This is a genomic window from Mesorhizobium sp. CC13 (assembly GCF_039907765.1).
Lineage (GTDB): Bacteria > Pseudomonadota > Alphaproteobacteria > Rhizobiales > Rhizobiaceae > Aminobacter.
This window is the reverse complement of the sequence record NZ_JARDJI010000001.1, coordinates 71718-85565: the sequence shown is the minus strand read 5'-3', so window position 1 is coordinate 85565 and position 13848 is coordinate 71718. Positions and strand designations below refer to the sequence as shown.

Below are 13848 nucleotides of genomic sequence, written 5' to 3'. Positions count from 1 at the left end.
ATTTCCTAGCCGCGGCCTTGGGCCCGGCTTGCGCCGTGGCCGTCGTCGTCGGCCATGTGGCCGAGGCGGCTCGAAAGGTCGGCCGCGGCGTCCAGCAGCGTCTTCAGGTAGCTCGCATGGTTCTTCAGCCCGTCTTCGCGCGGCGCGACCAGGCAGAGCGTCGCCACGCAGACGCGGTCGGCCTGGTAGACCGGCACGGCGAAGCAGTGGGTGAAGTTCTCGACGGCGCTGTTGAAGGTGTAGTAGCCGACCCTCGCCGCCTCGCGCACTTCGGCGATGAAGGCGGCCGGATCGATCCACTGGCCGTTGGGCAGGCGGAAATCCTCCTTCGGGATGAAGTCGAGGATCTCCTGGTCGCTCATGTGCGAAACCAGCAGCCGGCCCGATGCCGTCCACGGGATGGCGACCGGGTCGCCGACGTTCGACGAGATGCGGAACGGCCTCGAGCCCTCCTTCATCTGGGCGACGGTGTATTTGTTGCCTTCGAGCAGGCACATCTGCGCCGTCTCGCGCGTCTCTTCGGCGATGTGCGTGAGCAGCTTGTCGCATTCGCGCATCAGGTCGAACTGCTCGGCATAGGCCATGCCGAGGAAATAGAGCTTGCGGCCGAGGAACACGCGGCCGTCGTCGCCGCGATACTCCAGTATGCCCTGCCGCATCAGGAGATTGACCAGTTCGTAGACCGAAGAGCGCGGCGCACCGATGCCCGACGCGATCTCGTTGGGGCGCAAGGGCGTGCGCTTGAGACGCAGGAAGTTCAGGATCTCGAAGGCGCGGTCGAGACCCCGCGCCCGCCTGCTTGTCATGTCGTCCCGTACGTCGTCCATGCGCCGCCTCCCCGGCGGATTTGCTGATGAATCCGGTGTCGACTCACGGCGCCTTGTAGGCGACGCAGTCGATCTCGACCTTGCAATCGACCATCATACTCGACTGCACGCAAGCGCGCGCCGGCGGATGGTCGCCGAAATACCCGGCGTAGACGCCGTTGAAGGACCAGAAGTCGCGCGGGTCGTCGAGCCATACGCCGACGCGCACGACGTGTTCCAGCCCATAGCCCGCCTCCTTCAGGATGGCGATGACGTTTTCCATGGTCTTGTGCGTTTCTGGGATGATGCCGCCGCCGACGATCTCGCCGTTCTCCATGGCGACCTGGCCGGACACGTAGAGCCAGCCATTGGCCTCGACGGCACGGGCGAACGGCAGGGGTTGCTTGCCTGCCCCGGTCTGGCCGGTGCCGTAGCGCTTGATCGTCATGTCTATTCTCCGAATGCTAGTTGAAGGTAGAGGTCTTGAGGAACTCGGCCAGCCGCTCGGTCTGCGGCTTGACGAACATCTCGCGCGGATTGCCCTCCTCGCCGATGCGCCCCTGGTTCATGAAGATGACGCGCGACGACACTTCGTAGGCGAAGCGCATCTCGTGGGTGACGAGCAGCATGCTCATGCCGTCGCGGGCGAGGTCCTTGATGACCTGCAGCACCTCGTTGACCAGTTCGGGGTCGAGCGCCGAGGTGACCTCGTCGAACAGCATCAGCTTGGGGTTCATGGCAATGGCGCGGGCGATCGCCACGCGCTGCTGCTGGCCGCCGGAGAGCTGGCCGGGAAAGCGGTCGCGGCGCTCGGCCAGGCCGACGCGGTCGAGCCACTTCTCGGCGACACTGCGCGCCTCGTCGCGGGCCATGCCCTTGACCTTGACCAGGCCCAGCATGACGTTCTGCGCCGCGGTCACATGCGGGAACAGGTTGAACTGCTGGAAGGCCATGCCGGTCATCGCGCGCTGGCGGGCGATTTCCTTTTCCTTCTTGCGGCGGCGCACGCCGCCCACGGTCTCGTAGCCGATCTCCTCGCCGTCGATGCGGATCGAGCCGCCCTGGAATTCCTCCAGCATGTTGATGCAGCGGAGCATGGTCGTCTTGCCCGAACCGGACGAGCCGATGATGGAGATGACGTCGCCCTGGCGCATGGTGCAGTCGACGCCCTTGAGGACTTCGACCTCGCCGTAGCGCTTGTGCAGGTCGCGGATTTCGAGAAGGTTGCCGGTCATGGGTGCGGCCTCACGAGGGGATCGAGGTCTTGCGTTCGACGTAACGGCCGAAGCGCTCGATGCCATAGTTGATGACGAAGTAGAGGAAGCCCGCGAAGATATAGAATTCGAGGCTCATGAAGCTGCGCGAGATCAGCTCCTGCGTCCTGAGCAGGAGCTCGGCCACGCCGATGATCGACAGCAGCGTCGAGGCCTTGACCATCTCTGCCGCCGTGTTGACCCAGGCGGGCAGCACCTGGCGCAGCGCCTGCGGTCCGAGCACATAGGCGAAGGTCTGCGGGAAGGTCAGGCCGATCGCCTTGGCGGCCTCGGTCTGGCCCTTGGGGATCGACTGCAGCGCGCCGCGCACGATCTCGCCGACATGCGACGAGCAGAACACCGCGAGCGCCAGCACGCCGGCCTGGAACGGCCCGAGGTCGATGCCGATGGTGCCGAGAACGTAATAGCTCGCCAGAACCAGCACCAGCACCGGCGTGCCGCGGATGAAGTCGGTGTAGCCGCGCACCAGCCAGCGCACAGGGCCCTTGCCATAGGTCAGCGCCAGGCCGACGCCGATGCCGAGCACGGTGCCGACGAGAATCGCCAGCAGCGAGATGGAGACGGTGACGCCGATGCCCTTGAGGATCGGGATGCGCGCCAGCCAGAGCGTTTCGAGGAATGCGACGAGTTCCATGTCTGTCACCTCGGGATGGACATGCGCTTCTCGAGCCGGCGCAGCATGGCTGCCAGCACGGAGCAGGTGGCGACGTAGAGACAGCTCGCGACGATCCAGGTCTCGATGACACGGAAGGTCTCGACGTTGATCTTGCGCGCCTCGAAGGTCAGTTCCGGCACGGCGATCGCGGCGGCCAGCGAGGTGTCCTTGAACAGCGAGATCATGGTGCTCGACAGCGACGGCAGCACGTTGCGCAGCATCAGCGGGATGACGATGGAGTTGCGGATCTGCGCCTGCGTCAGGCCGATGGCAAGGCCGGCCTCCCTGAGCCCGTTGGGCACGGCCAGGAGGCCGCCGCGGAAGACCTCGGCGAGATAGGCGCCGGAATAGACCGACAGGGTCGCGACGAAGCTCTCGATCTTGCCGAGACGGAGGCCCAGCTGCGGCAGGGCGAAGAAGGTGAACAGCACCAGCACCAGGATCGGCGTGTTGCGGATGATGGTGACGTAGATGCGCGCCGGATGGCGCAGCAGGCCACGCTTCGACAACAGGCCGAAGGCGGTGATCAAGCCAAGTACGCAGCCGATGGCGATCGCCACGAAGGCGAGCGCCAGGCTGAGCGCGAGCCCTTCGAGCAAGAGGTCGAAGCTGCGCCAGACCGCCGAGAAGTTGAGGGTGTAACCCATGGTGCCCGTCCGAGTGAGAGATGTGGCGCGGCCGAATTCAGGCCAGGGGCCGCGCCACCTTTGGCGAGTTTACTTGTACTCGACCGGGAAGCCGATCTGCGGCGGAGCGAGTTCCTTGCCGAACCAGGTCTTGTAGGAGTTGGCGTAGAAGTCGAACTCGACGCCGGTCATCGCCTCGTGCAGCGCGGTGTTGACGAAGTTCAGCCAGTCCTGGTCGCCGCGCTTGACGCCGCAGGCATATGTCTGCGGGTTCCAGCCGTAGCCGCCGTCCTTGTAGCGGTCCGGGTTCTGCTTCATGTACCAGGCCAGCGACGACTGGTCGGTGGCAGCGGCATCGGCGCGGCCCGATTCCAGCGCCTGGTAGATCAGGTCGACGGACTCGTACTGGTCCACCTTGGCCTCCGGCAGTGCGGCGTGCACCATGGCCTCGGCATAGACGTTCTGCAGCACCGAGACGGTGACGCCCGAGCCGGCGGCCTTGAGCGCGGCATAGTCGGCATACTGGCTGTCGGCCTTGAGCATCAGGCCGACGCCCTCGCGGTAGTAGGGAATGGTGAAGGCGATCTGCTGGGCGCGCTCGCCTGTCACCGTCATGAACTGGCAGGTCAGGTCGACCTTGTCGGTGGTGATGTTCGGGATACGGGCATCCGACGACTGGTTGACGTATTCGATCTTGTCCGGATCGCCGAACAGCGCCTTGGCGACGATGCGGCCCATGTCGACATCGAAGCCCTGCAGCTTGTCGTCGGCGCTCTTGAAATGCCAGGGCGCGTTGGTGCTGCCCGTGCCCATGATCAGGCGGCCGCGCGCCAGAACCTCATCGAGCTTGCTCTGCTTTTCCTGTGCGCCGGCAGGCAGTGCCGCCATCAGCGCGAGCGCGGCGACGGCCGCGGAAAGTGCGATCTTCATCTCGCCGTTCCTCCCAAAAGAGTTCCCTAAAACAATGTCCATTATTGTGGACATGTGTCCTGAATAATGGATTGACGTATAAAGCGGCACGCGGCATTGTTTGTCAAGCGCTTCGCGGGCAAGGTCCCGGCGCGTGTGATTTGGAGGCAAGGCATGTTCGACGAGATCCAGACGCCCGCCGTGTTGGTGGACATCGACGTGGCGAAACGGAACATCGAGCGCTTCCAGGCCTATGCCGACAGCCACGGCCTCAAGGTCCGGCCGCACATCAAGACGCACAAGCTCCCGGCCATCGCCGAAATGCAGCTCGACGCGGGCGCTGTCGGCATCACCTGCCAGAAGGTCTCGGAAGCCGAAGCCATGGTCGCCGGCAGCGATCGGCTCAACGACGTGCTGATCACCTATAACATCCTGGGCGCCGACAAGCTCGCGGCGCTCGTGGCGCTGTCCCGCAAGGTCAAGCTGGCTGTCGTCGCCGACAATGCGACCGTGATCGACGGGCTTTCGACCGCTTTCGCGTCGGCTGGCGCCACGCTGAACGTCTTCGTCGAATGCAATACCGGCGCCGACCGCTGCGGCGTCGGCACCCCTCAGGAAGCGGCCGAAATCGCCGCCCGCATCCATGCCGCGCCTGGAATCGCCCTCGCCGGCCTGATGACCTATCCGCCAGTCGGCGGCGCTTCGAAGGTGCAGGCTTTCATGGCCGAGGCCAAGGCGATCATCGAGGCCAAGGGTATCGCGGTTCCCGCCGTCACCTCGGGCGGTTCGCCCGACATGATGCTGGCGCACCTGGCCCCCGTCACGACCGAGTTCCGCCCCGGCACCTATGTCTACAACGACCGCTCGCTGGTCGCGCGTGGCGTCACCACCTGGGACGACTGTGCGCTGACCGTGCTCGCCACCGTCGTCTCGGTGCCCGCGCCCAACCGCGCCATCATCGACGCCGGCTCAAAGACGCTGACCTCCGACCTGCTCGGGCTTACCGGCCACGGCCATGTGCTCGGCCGCCCCGACATTTCGATCGACCAGCTTTCGGAGGAACACGGCCGCCTGCACAGCGAAGGCGACATCGGCCTCAAGGTCGGCCAGCGCCTGCGCATCGTGCCCAACCACGCCTGCGTCGTCACCAACATGGTGGACGGCGTCTATGTCTACGGCAAGGACAGGGCGCCGGAATGCTGGCCGGTGCCGGCGCGCGGCAAGATCGTCTGAGGCTCAGCCGAGCGCCTTGACCATGCGCAGCAGCGGCACCGGAGCGCCGCCCCGGTCATCGCTGACGAGATCGACCGCCTCATAGCCGCAGGTGCGGTAAAGCGGCACGCCGGCCATCGTCGCCATGAGCTCCATCCGGACGAACCCTTCGGCGCGGGCCGCCTCTTCGCACAGCGTCATGATCAGCGTGCCTACGCCACGGCGCGCGAAGCCGGGATCTGTGTACATGGCACGGATGCGCGCCGGCTCCTTTGCCGGGTCCAGCAGGCGAGCATCGCGCCGGTGTGCGGTCGCTGCCGTAGAGTGTGGCGCGGCGACTCCAGCCGCCACAGCCGGCAATGGCGTCGCCCAGGAGGATGACGAAATAGGTGCCGTCATCGACGAGTTGCGTGTCGAGCCCCATGATGGCGCGGCTCGACTCGATCTGCTCGGGGTTCAGGAAGGGCTTCTGCAGCTCGGCTATCGCCGCATCCATGATCCCTTTCAGGACCGGCAGGTCGTCCTGCGTCGCCAACCGATGCGTCAAGGCGGAGTCCGTCAAGGAAACCTCCCCTTTCGCGCCCGGAGGGGCCGGGCCCGGGCAAGCCGCCATCATACGCCGGTTTTCGCGGCGGATTAACCTCGTGCCGCGAAATCAGCGAACGACCAGCACCGGCACCCTGGAGTGGGTCAGCACCTCGACGGTCTGGCTGCCGAGGATCAGCCGCCCCAGCCCGCGCCGGCCGTGCGAGGCCATGACGATGAGGTCGCAGCCGCGATCCACCGCCACCTGGTTGATCGCCTCGGCCGCCCACATCTCCTCGACATGCAGCGTCTCGGCGTTGACGCCGAGCTTGTCGGCATCCGCCTTGGCGGCCTTGAGCACCTTCGCGCCATACTCTTCGCCGGCCTTGTGGTAGGAGACGATGTCCTCGGCGGTCGCCACCGGGCCGTACATGCCGGCGGAGGCAAAGATCGGCGCCGGCTCGGTGACGTTCAGGATCGTCACGTTGCTGCCGAGCCCCTTGGCCAACTTCAGCCCGTGCTCGAGCCCCTTCTGCGCCAGTTCCGAGCCGTCGGTGGCGATGAGGATGTGAGTGTACATGGGCTGTCTCCTTGGCGCAGCGGATTTCGGCGCCAGCCTCGCCCGGCAGCCGGCGCCCGGTCAAGGTCAGCCGCGCGGCTGCGGGGACACGTCGCACGCGCAGCGGATTGGTCAGTTCCGGCAGATTTCGGCCGGCAGGCCCGAGGGAGACCTGCTCGCCTCGGTTCCGACGGAGAAGACGGCGCACTCCAGCGTGTTCGCCATCTTCTCGCCGTCGATGTCGAAGGCCATGGCGCTGTCGCCGTCGCGGAAGACCTGGTGGCTCAGGACCCATTCCAGCTGCGCCCTGACGATCGCCGGGTCGAGCCCGGGCGACCGCTTGAGCACGGCGCGCACGCCAAGCTCGGGGTCCTTCAGGCAATCGCGCCACGCCTGCCGCGTTATCGACCGCAGCTTGCCGGCCAGCGAAGGGTCGCGTTCCAGCACCGAATCGAGCGCGACCAGGGCGCTCGAATAGATGTCCAGTCCGTGGTCGGCGAAGTAGAGGAACTGCAATCCGCTGCTGTCGTGGCCGCGCATCTGCATGGCGAATTTCAGCGTCGCGTCGAAGCAGGTCGCGGCGAGCACGGCCCGCGTGGCGACCAGCCTGTCGCGCTCCTCCGGCTGCACGCCGAGATAGCTGTAGTCGTTGGTCGCATAGCCGTTCTTGGCGAGCAGCAGCGGCAACAGCCGCGCCGAGGTGTCGCCATTGGGGCCGCACAGGGTGCTGCCAGACACATCGGCGAGCGTGAGCGGTTTGCCGTCCGGGAGATAGCCCAGGCAGCATGGCGAATGTTCGTAGACCGGCAACAGGCAGGTGATTTCCTGCTTGCCGCTGCGCAGGGCGCGCTCGAACACCGAGGACACGTCGCCGAAACCGATATCGGCGGCGCCTTCGGCCAGGGCACGCGTCACCTGCGAGGAGCTGAAACCCTCGACGAAGCTGCAGTCGAGCCCTTGGTCGGCAAAATAGCCGGCGTCCGCAGCGTGCAGGAACGGCGAGTTCTGGCCCTGGTAGAGGTGGTTGAGTTTGAAGCGCAGGTCCATTTTCGCAAAAATCCCAGACTTTGGAATATGCCGCTCTTGAGAAACAGATTCTCCGGAAAGTATCCTAACGGTGGAGGCTCCCGTCCTTGGTAGCCCCCCGGGTTTGCGATATAACCACCCTACCCGGTTTTCAAGCTGGCCACCAAAGGAGAGATCATGGAATTCGTGCGGACGGCGCTGCTGGGCATCATTGCGGCTTTCGGCATTAGCGCGGCGAGCGCGCAGGACTTCAAGTCCGGCCTCGTCAACGCCGACACGATCACGGTCGGCACCTCGGGATCGGCCCCGCCCTTCAGCATGACGAGCGCCACCGGCGAACTCGAGGGCTTCGACATCGACGTCGTCAACCTGATCGCCAAGCAGCTCGGCGTCACCGCCAAGTTCGAGAAGCTCGACTTCGCCGGGCTTTTGCCAGGCCTGACCGCCGGCCGCTTCGACCTGATCGCCTCGGGCGTGACCCGCACGCCGGAGCGGCTGGCCTCGAAGGACTTCTTCCTGCTCTCGCCCTATATCGTCAACGGCGTCGCCGTCACCCGCCGCGAAGCCGACAGCGCCATCACCGGCTGGAAGGACGTCTGCGGCAAGACCATGGGCGCCGTGCGCGGCGGCACCTTCCAGAAGGTCGCCAAGGAGAAGCTGCCGGCCGACTGCGTCACCGAGAGCCGTGAATATCCCGGCGCGACGGAGCTGTTCCTCGACCTCGAAAACCGCCGCATCGACTTCGCCGCCCACGACTTCCTGGGGCCGAAATATCTCGCAAAGTCGGGCAAGCTGACCGGCGCAGTCACCCTCGACGACCTGCTCTCGACCATTACCCAGAGCGTCGCCGTCAACAACAAGAACAAGCCGCTGGCCGACGCCATCGACGCGCAGTTCGAGACCTGGCGCAAGGACGGCACCCTGCAGGGCCTCGCCGACAAGTGGTTCGGCGCTTCGATCGACTGGTCGAAGGCGCAGTAGCCAGCCTTCCGGGAGGGGCGGCCGGACATGGAAATAGCGATTGCCTGGCTGCCGCGGTTGCTCACCGCGGCAGTGCTCACGATTGCGCTGTCGGCGGTGGTTTTCACATTGTCGGCAGCGTTCGGCCTGCTGCTCTCGCTCGTCCACTACGGCCGCGAGAAATCCTGGCTCCGCCGTGGCATCGAGGCGTTCAGCGCCTTCTTCCGCTCGGTGCCGGAGCTGGTGGTGCTGTTCCTGTTCTTCTTCGGCGGACCGCAGGTGGGTGTCGACCTCGGTCCCGTCGGCTCGACCATCATCGCCTTCACGCTGGTCGGCATCGCCTTCGATTACCAGGTGTTCAAGGGTGCGCTGAAAGCCATCCCGTTCGGGCAGTATGAGGCCGGCCTTTCGCTCGGCCTGCCGAAACTGATCGTGTTCCTGCGCGTGCTGGTCCCGCAAATCCTGCCTTTGGCGCGCAAGGGCTGGATCACCTACGCCATCGGCACGGTCAAGCGCATGTCCATCGCCTCGGCCGTCTCGGTCAGCGAGATCCTCTACGTCACCAAGCAGGGCATCGCCGCCACCAACGCGCCGTTCACCTTCCTGACGCTCGCCGTCGGCCTCTACATCCTGATCGTCACGCCGCTGCTCGTCTTCAACGAGCGCAAGCCCAGGCAGGCGGTGGCGCGATGAACGTGCTTCTCGATCCGACCTACCAGCGCATGCTGCTCGACGGGCTGGTGATGACGCTCGTCATCTCGGTGGTCGTCGTCATCGTCTCGAACGTTTTGGCGCTGCCGCTGGCCATCCATATGCAGCGACCCAGGGGCGTGTTCCGGCGCATCATCGTCGGCTACAGCTTCTTTGCCCGCGCCGCCCCTGTGCTGGCGCTGCTGTTTGCGCTCTATTATGGCCTGCCGCGACTCGGCATCTATCTCGAGCCGGTGCCGTCGGCACTGATCGGCCTGATCTTCGCCTCGACCGCCTACAACCTCGAATTCCTGCGCTCGGGCTTCGAAAGCATCCCCGCCGGCCAGCTCGACGCTGCCAAGGCGCTCGGCCTTCGGCCGTTCGCGACCTACTGGAAGGTGATGATCCCGCAGGCCTACCGGCTCGCGGCACCGTCGCTGTTCTCCAACGCCATCCAGATGGTCAAGGGCAGCTCCCTTGCCAGCCTCGTCGCCATCGACGAGCTGACGGCCGCCTCGACGGTCATCATCTCCGAGACCTACAAGGCGATCGAGGTGCTGCTCGTCGTGTCGGTGTTCTACCTGCTGATCGCGGCCGTCATCATCGGCCTGCAATATGCCTACGAATCCCGCCAGACCTTCGGACGGCGCTAGAGCCGTCCGCCGTCAGCCCCTATAGACCAGCCCCTCGGGATCGATCTCCGGCTTCCGCCCCGCCACGAGATCGGCCAGGAACTTGCCCGAGCCGCAGGCCATGGTCCAGCCGACATGGCCATGGCCGGTATCGAGATAGAGGCCCTTGTAGCGGGCCGGGCCGATCACCGGCACCGAGCCGGGCATCATCGGCCGGAGCCCGGCCCAGACCTCGGCCTTGGCCGGATCGAAGGCGCCGGGGAACAGCTCCTTGCCGGTGTCGAACAGGCGGGTGAAATCGGATGGCTTGTGGCTGCGGTCGAAACCGGTGAATTCCGCCGTCGAGGCCAGCCTGAGGCGATCACCGAGGCGCGAATAGGCGACCAGCCTGTCCTCGTCGACGCCGCCCATGGTCGGTCCCTTCGACGGATCGTCCATGGTGACGGTCGCGGTGTAGCCCTTCACCGGATAGACCGGCAGGTCGATGCCGTTGCGCCGGCCGATGAGCCCGCTCTCCGGCCCCATGGCGATGACCACGGCATCGGCGTTCAGCCGACCGGCGGAGGTCTTCACGCCGACGACGCTGTCGCCCTCGACGATCAGGTCCTCGACCGTGGTGTCGAACATGAACCTGGCGCCGAGCTTCTGCTCGGCATGGGCGGCGAGCGCCTCGACGAACATGCGGGAATCGCCGGTCTGGTCCATCGGCGAGAACACGGCGCCGGCGATGCCATCCTTGGCGGCCACAAGCCCCGGCTCGAGTTCGGCCATGCGGTTGCGGTCAACGACCTCGATGTCCAGCCCGTGCTCGGCCAGGAAGCCGTACATCGCAGCGCCGTGCTCCAGGCTCCGCTGCGAGCGGAAGAAATACATGATGCCTCGGGCGCGCTGGTCGTAGCCGATGCCGGTCTCGGAGGCGATCTCGTTGATGCAGAGGCGCGAATAGAGCGCCAGCCTGAGCTTCGCCTTGGTGTTCTCGCGCACGCATGCATTGGTGCACTGGAGCAGGAAGCGGAAGCTCCAGGCGTAGAAGTAGGGATCGAGCCCAAGCCGCACCTTGATGCCGAGGTCGGGCGTATAGAGCGACTTGATGAAGGTCTTGAGCGCCGCCGGCGAGGCCCAGGCGGTGGCGTCGCCGGGCGACACCAGGCCGGCATTCGAATAGCTCGTTCCCCGCGCGGCCTGCGCGTGGCGTTCGACCACCGTCACCTCGTGGCCGTCGCGGGCCAGGTAGTAGGCGGCCGCCGTTCCGACCACGCCCGCTCCGAGAACCAGGATCTTCATTCCGTACCTTGATTGACACCGGGCTCTGACCGGGAACCCATGACCGCCGGGAACTCAGTTCCGCGGGTGCACGACTAGCGCTTCCTCCCCCGAATTTCGAGGGAGGAAGGGCAAGATTCCACTAAGCCAGCGCCAGGCAGGCCGCCGTCAGGCCGAGTTCTTGCGGCTCAGCAGGCTTTCCCAGTTGAGCGCGTCGCGCACGATGCCGTCGAGATCGTCACGGGCGGGCGTCCAGCCGAGCTCCTTGCGGGCGAGGTCGGTGTTCGCCACCACCGAGGCCGCGTCGCCGGCACGGCGGCCGCCGGTTGCAACGGCAAAATCGGAGCCATGAACGCGGCGCACGCTGTCGATCACCTCGAGCACTGAATAGCCGTGGCCGTAGCCGCAATTGGCGACGAGGTTGCCTTCGCCTGCACGCAGGCGAAGCAAGGCCAGCCGGTGCGCCGCGGCCAGGTCGGAGACGTGGATGTAGTCGCGCACGCAGGTGCCGTCGGGCGTCGCATAGTCGGTGCCGAAGACCTGCATCGATGCCCGCTTGCCGAGCGCGGTCTCGGAAGCCACCTTGATCAGGTGCGTTGCGCCCTTGGTCGACTGGCCGGTGCGGCCCTTGGGATCGGCGCCGGCAACGTTGAAATAGCGCAGCGCCGTGTAGCGCAGCGGATGCGCGGCGGCCGCGTCGCGCAGCATCCATTCGCTCATCAGCTTGGACAGGCCATAGGGCGACTCGGGCGCGAGCCGGGCGTCCTCGCGCACCGGCTCTACTCCGGCCGCGCCATACACGGCAGCGGTGGACGAGAAGATGAAGTGCTTCACGCCGCAGCCAACCGCCGTCTCGATCAGGCTGCGGGTCTTGCAGGTGTTGTTCTCGTAGTAGCCGAGCGGGTCGGCGACCGATTCCGGCACCACGATGGACCCGGCGAAATGGATGATGGCGTCGACACCGTTCTCCCGGATCAGCTTGGCGACGAGTTCGCTGTCGGCGACATCGCCCCTGACGAGCTTGGCCTCCGGCGCCACCGCCCAGTCGAAGCCGGTCGAGAGTCGGTCCAGCACGACGACCTGTTCGCCGGCATCGAGCAGTTCCCAGACCATATGGCTGCCGATATAGCCCGCGCCGCCCGTCACCAATACCGCCATCTATGCCTCCATATGCCGACTCGTGGGCCTCCTCTGTAGCGCGAAAGGTCGGTCGAATACGAGGCATGTCCGAACACAATCGATGAACGCAGGCAATGCGGCCGGGTCGTTGCGCCGCGCTTGATCTGCATCAACGACGCCGCCCGCGCCGGATGGTCTTTGACATGCGTCGAGGGCGTGGCATTTTGACCGGTATGGGTCGATGGACGCCGAACCGGCCGTTGATTATGCTCACGGCGAAAAATTGGGACGTCGAGATGAACTACCAGCGGTTTTTCGAAGAAGCGATCGACCAGATCCACGCCGAGCGCCGTTACCGCGTATTCGCCGATCTGGAGCGCATCGTCGGGAAATTCCCGCGCGCCATCTGGCGGTCCAACGGCAGGGCACAGGAAATCACCGTCTGGTGCTCTAACGACTACCTCGGCATGGGCCAGCATCCCGACGTGGTCGCGGCCATGCAGCAGGCGGCCGGCAACATGGGCACCGGCGCCGGCGGCACCCGCAACATCTCCGGCAACAACCACCCGCTGGTCGAGCTCGAGCTCGAACTCGCCGACCTGCACGCCAAGGAAGCCGGCCTCGTCTTCACCTCGGGCTTCGTGTCCAACGAAGCGGCGATCTCGACCATCGCCAAGCTCCTGCCGAACTGCCTCGTGCTTTCGGACGAACTCAACCACGCCTCGATGATCGAGGGCGTGCGCCGCTCCGGCGCCGAGAAGAAGATCTTCCGCCACAACGACGTCGCCCACCTCGAAAGCCTGCTGCAGACGGCCGGCCGCGAGCGGGCCAAGCTGATCGTGTTCGAGAGCGTCTATTCGATGGACGGCGACATCGCGCCGATCGAGGCGATCGCCGACCTCGCCGAGAAATACAACGCCATGACCTATATCGACGAGGTCCATGCGGTGGGCATGTACGGCCCGCGCGGCGGCGGCATCACCGAGCGCGAGGGCCTGGCCCACCGCATCGACATCATCGAAGGCACGCTCGCCAAGGCGTTCGGCACGCTGGGCGGCTATATCACCGGCACCCGCGCGGTGATCGACGCCGTGCGCTCCTACGCGCCGGGCTTCATCTTCACGACGGCTCTGCCGCCGGCGATCGCCGCCGCGACCACCGCATCGATCCGGCACCTCAAGAATTCGCAGGCCGAGCGCGACGCCCAGCAGCGCCAGGCGGCCCGCGCCAAGAAGGTGCTGGCCGACGCCGGCCTGCCGGTGATGGAGTCGGCCACCCACATCGTGCCGATCCTGGTCGGCGACCCCGAGCTCTGCAAGATGGCCACCGACCGCCTGCTCGGCGTGCACGGCATCTATATCCAGCCGATCAACTATCCGACCGTGCCGCGCGGCACCGAGCGCCTGCGCATCACGCCGACGCCGTTCCACGACGACGGCCTGATCGAGACGCTGAAGGATGCCTTGATCGAGACCTGGAACGCGCTCGGCATCCCCTACCGTACCGAGGGCCACACCCAGGTCGCCAAGAGCGAGCGCATCGTGCCGCTGCTGGTGCCCAAGTCCGGCGGCTGACCAGCAGGTAGCCGTATT

At 65.9% G+C, this 13848-nt stretch carries 16 protein-coding genes; 5 read left to right on the top strand and 11 right to left on the bottom strand.

Annotation, left to right across the window (positions count from 1 at the left end; all coding sequences use genetic code 11):
• Positions 1-5 precede the first annotated feature (5 nt).
• The 6 genes from PV773_RS00400 to PV773_RS00375 form a co-directional block, all read right to left on the bottom strand.
• Positions 6-827 carry an IclR family transcriptional regulator gene (locus PV773_RS00400; protein WP_347964430.1) on the bottom strand — a complete coding sequence of 274 codons (822 nt, stop codon included), beginning with the start codon at positions 825-827 and terminating at the stop codon, positions 6-8.
• Between the two features lie 43 nt (positions 828-870).
• Positions 871-1254 (bottom strand): RidA family protein, encoded by a 384-nt coding sequence (locus PV773_RS00395; protein WP_347964429.1) that lies wholly within the window; start codon positions 1252-1254, stop codon positions 871-873.
• A 16-nt stretch (positions 1255-1270) separates the two neighbouring features.
• On the bottom strand, positions 1271-2041 hold the full coding sequence (locus PV773_RS00390; protein WP_347964428.1) for an amino acid ABC transporter ATP-binding protein: 771 nt from the start codon (positions 2039-2041) through the stop codon (positions 1271-1273).
• Positions 2042-2051: 10 nt separating this feature from the next.
• Positions 2052-2714, bottom strand: coding sequence for an amino acid ABC transporter permease (locus PV773_RS00385; protein WP_347964427.1), 663 nt, complete (start codon positions 2712-2714; stop codon positions 2052-2054).
• A gap of 5 nt (positions 2715-2719) precedes the next feature.
• The gene (locus PV773_RS00380; RefSeq protein WP_347964426.1) at positions 2720-3382 is read right to left on the bottom strand and encodes an amino acid ABC transporter permease; all 663 of its coding nucleotides are present in this window, start codon (positions 3380-3382) and stop codon (positions 2720-2722) included.
• A 69-nt stretch (positions 3383-3451) separates the two neighbouring features.
• Positions 3452-4291 carry a transporter substrate-binding domain-containing protein gene (locus tag PV773_RS00375; RefSeq protein WP_340036325.1) on the bottom strand — a complete coding sequence of 280 codons (840 nt, stop codon included), beginning with the start codon at positions 4289-4291 and terminating at the stop codon, positions 3452-3454.
• Positions 4292-4444: 153 nt separating this feature from the next.
• Here PV773_RS00375 and PV773_RS00370 point away from each other — a divergent pair, with 153 nt between their 5' ends.
• Positions 4445-5503 carry a D-TA family PLP-dependent enzyme gene (locus PV773_RS00370; protein ID WP_347964425.1) on the top strand — a complete coding sequence of 353 codons (1059 nt, stop codon included), beginning with the start codon at positions 4445-4447 and terminating at the stop codon, positions 5501-5503.
• 3 nt (positions 5504-5506) lie between these two features.
• Here the strand turns inward: PV773_RS00370 and PV773_RS00365 are convergent, their stop codons facing one another.
• The 3 genes from PV773_RS00365 to PV773_RS00355 all read right to left on the bottom strand — a co-directional run bounded on the left by PV773_RS00365 (position 5507) and on the right by PV773_RS00355 (position 7613).
• Positions 5507-5731: a GNAT family N-acetyltransferase gene (locus PV773_RS00365; RefSeq protein ID WP_347964424.1), complete on the bottom strand. Its 225-nt coding sequence runs from the start codon at positions 5729-5731 to the stop codon at positions 5507-5509.
• 406 nt (positions 5732-6137) lie between these two features.
• Positions 6138-6587: a universal stress protein gene (locus PV773_RS00360; RefSeq protein ID WP_347964423.1), complete on the bottom strand. Its 450-nt coding sequence runs from the start codon at positions 6585-6587 to the stop codon at positions 6138-6140.
• Between the two features lie 111 nt (positions 6588-6698).
• Positions 6699-7613: an ABC transporter substrate-binding protein gene (locus PV773_RS00355; protein WP_347964422.1), complete on the bottom strand. Its 915-nt coding sequence runs from the start codon at positions 7611-7613 to the stop codon at positions 6699-6701.
• Positions 7614-7769: 156 nt separating this feature from the next.
• Here PV773_RS00355 and PV773_RS00350 point away from each other — a divergent pair, with 156 nt between their 5' ends.
• From PV773_RS00350 to PV773_RS00340, 3 genes are read left to right on the top strand one after another with little or no spacing between them, the layout of a single operon-like run.
• Positions 7770-8573 (top strand): transporter substrate-binding domain-containing protein, encoded by an 804-nt coding sequence (locus PV773_RS00350; protein WP_347964421.1) that lies wholly within the window; start codon positions 7770-7772, stop codon positions 8571-8573.
• Positions 8574-8600: 27 nt separating this feature from the next.
• Positions 8601-9245, top strand: coding sequence for an ABC transporter permease subunit (locus PV773_RS00345; protein ID WP_347964420.1), 645 nt, complete (start codon positions 8601-8603; stop codon positions 9243-9245).
• Complete coding sequence (locus PV773_RS00340) at positions 9242-9895, top strand: amino acid ABC transporter permease (protein ID WP_347964419.1); 654 nt, start codon at positions 9242-9244, stop codon at positions 9893-9895. Before PV773_RS00345 ends, PV773_RS00340 begins: the two co-directional genes overlap by 4 nt.
• A 12-nt stretch (positions 9896-9907) precedes the next feature.
• Here PV773_RS00340 and PV773_RS00335 read toward each other — a convergent pair whose 3' ends face one another.
• Entirely contained in the window at positions 9908-11158 is a 1251-nt protein-coding gene (locus PV773_RS00335) for a D-amino acid dehydrogenase (RefSeq protein WP_347964418.1), read from the bottom strand.
• A 147-nt stretch (positions 11159-11305) separates the two neighbouring features.
• A complete protein-coding gene (gene galE, locus PV773_RS00330) occupies positions 11306-12295 on the bottom strand; it encodes a UDP-glucose 4-epimerase GalE (RefSeq protein WP_347964417.1) in 990 nt (329 codons plus the stop codon).
• Positions 12296-12552: 257 nt separating this feature from the next.
• Here galE and hemA point away from each other — a divergent pair, with 257 nt between their 5' ends.
• On the top strand, positions 12553-13830 hold the full coding sequence (hemA, locus tag PV773_RS00325) for a 5-aminolevulinate synthase (RefSeq protein WP_347964416.1): 1278 nt from the start codon (positions 12553-12555) through the stop codon (positions 13828-13830).
• Positions 13831-13848 lie beyond the last annotated feature (18 nt).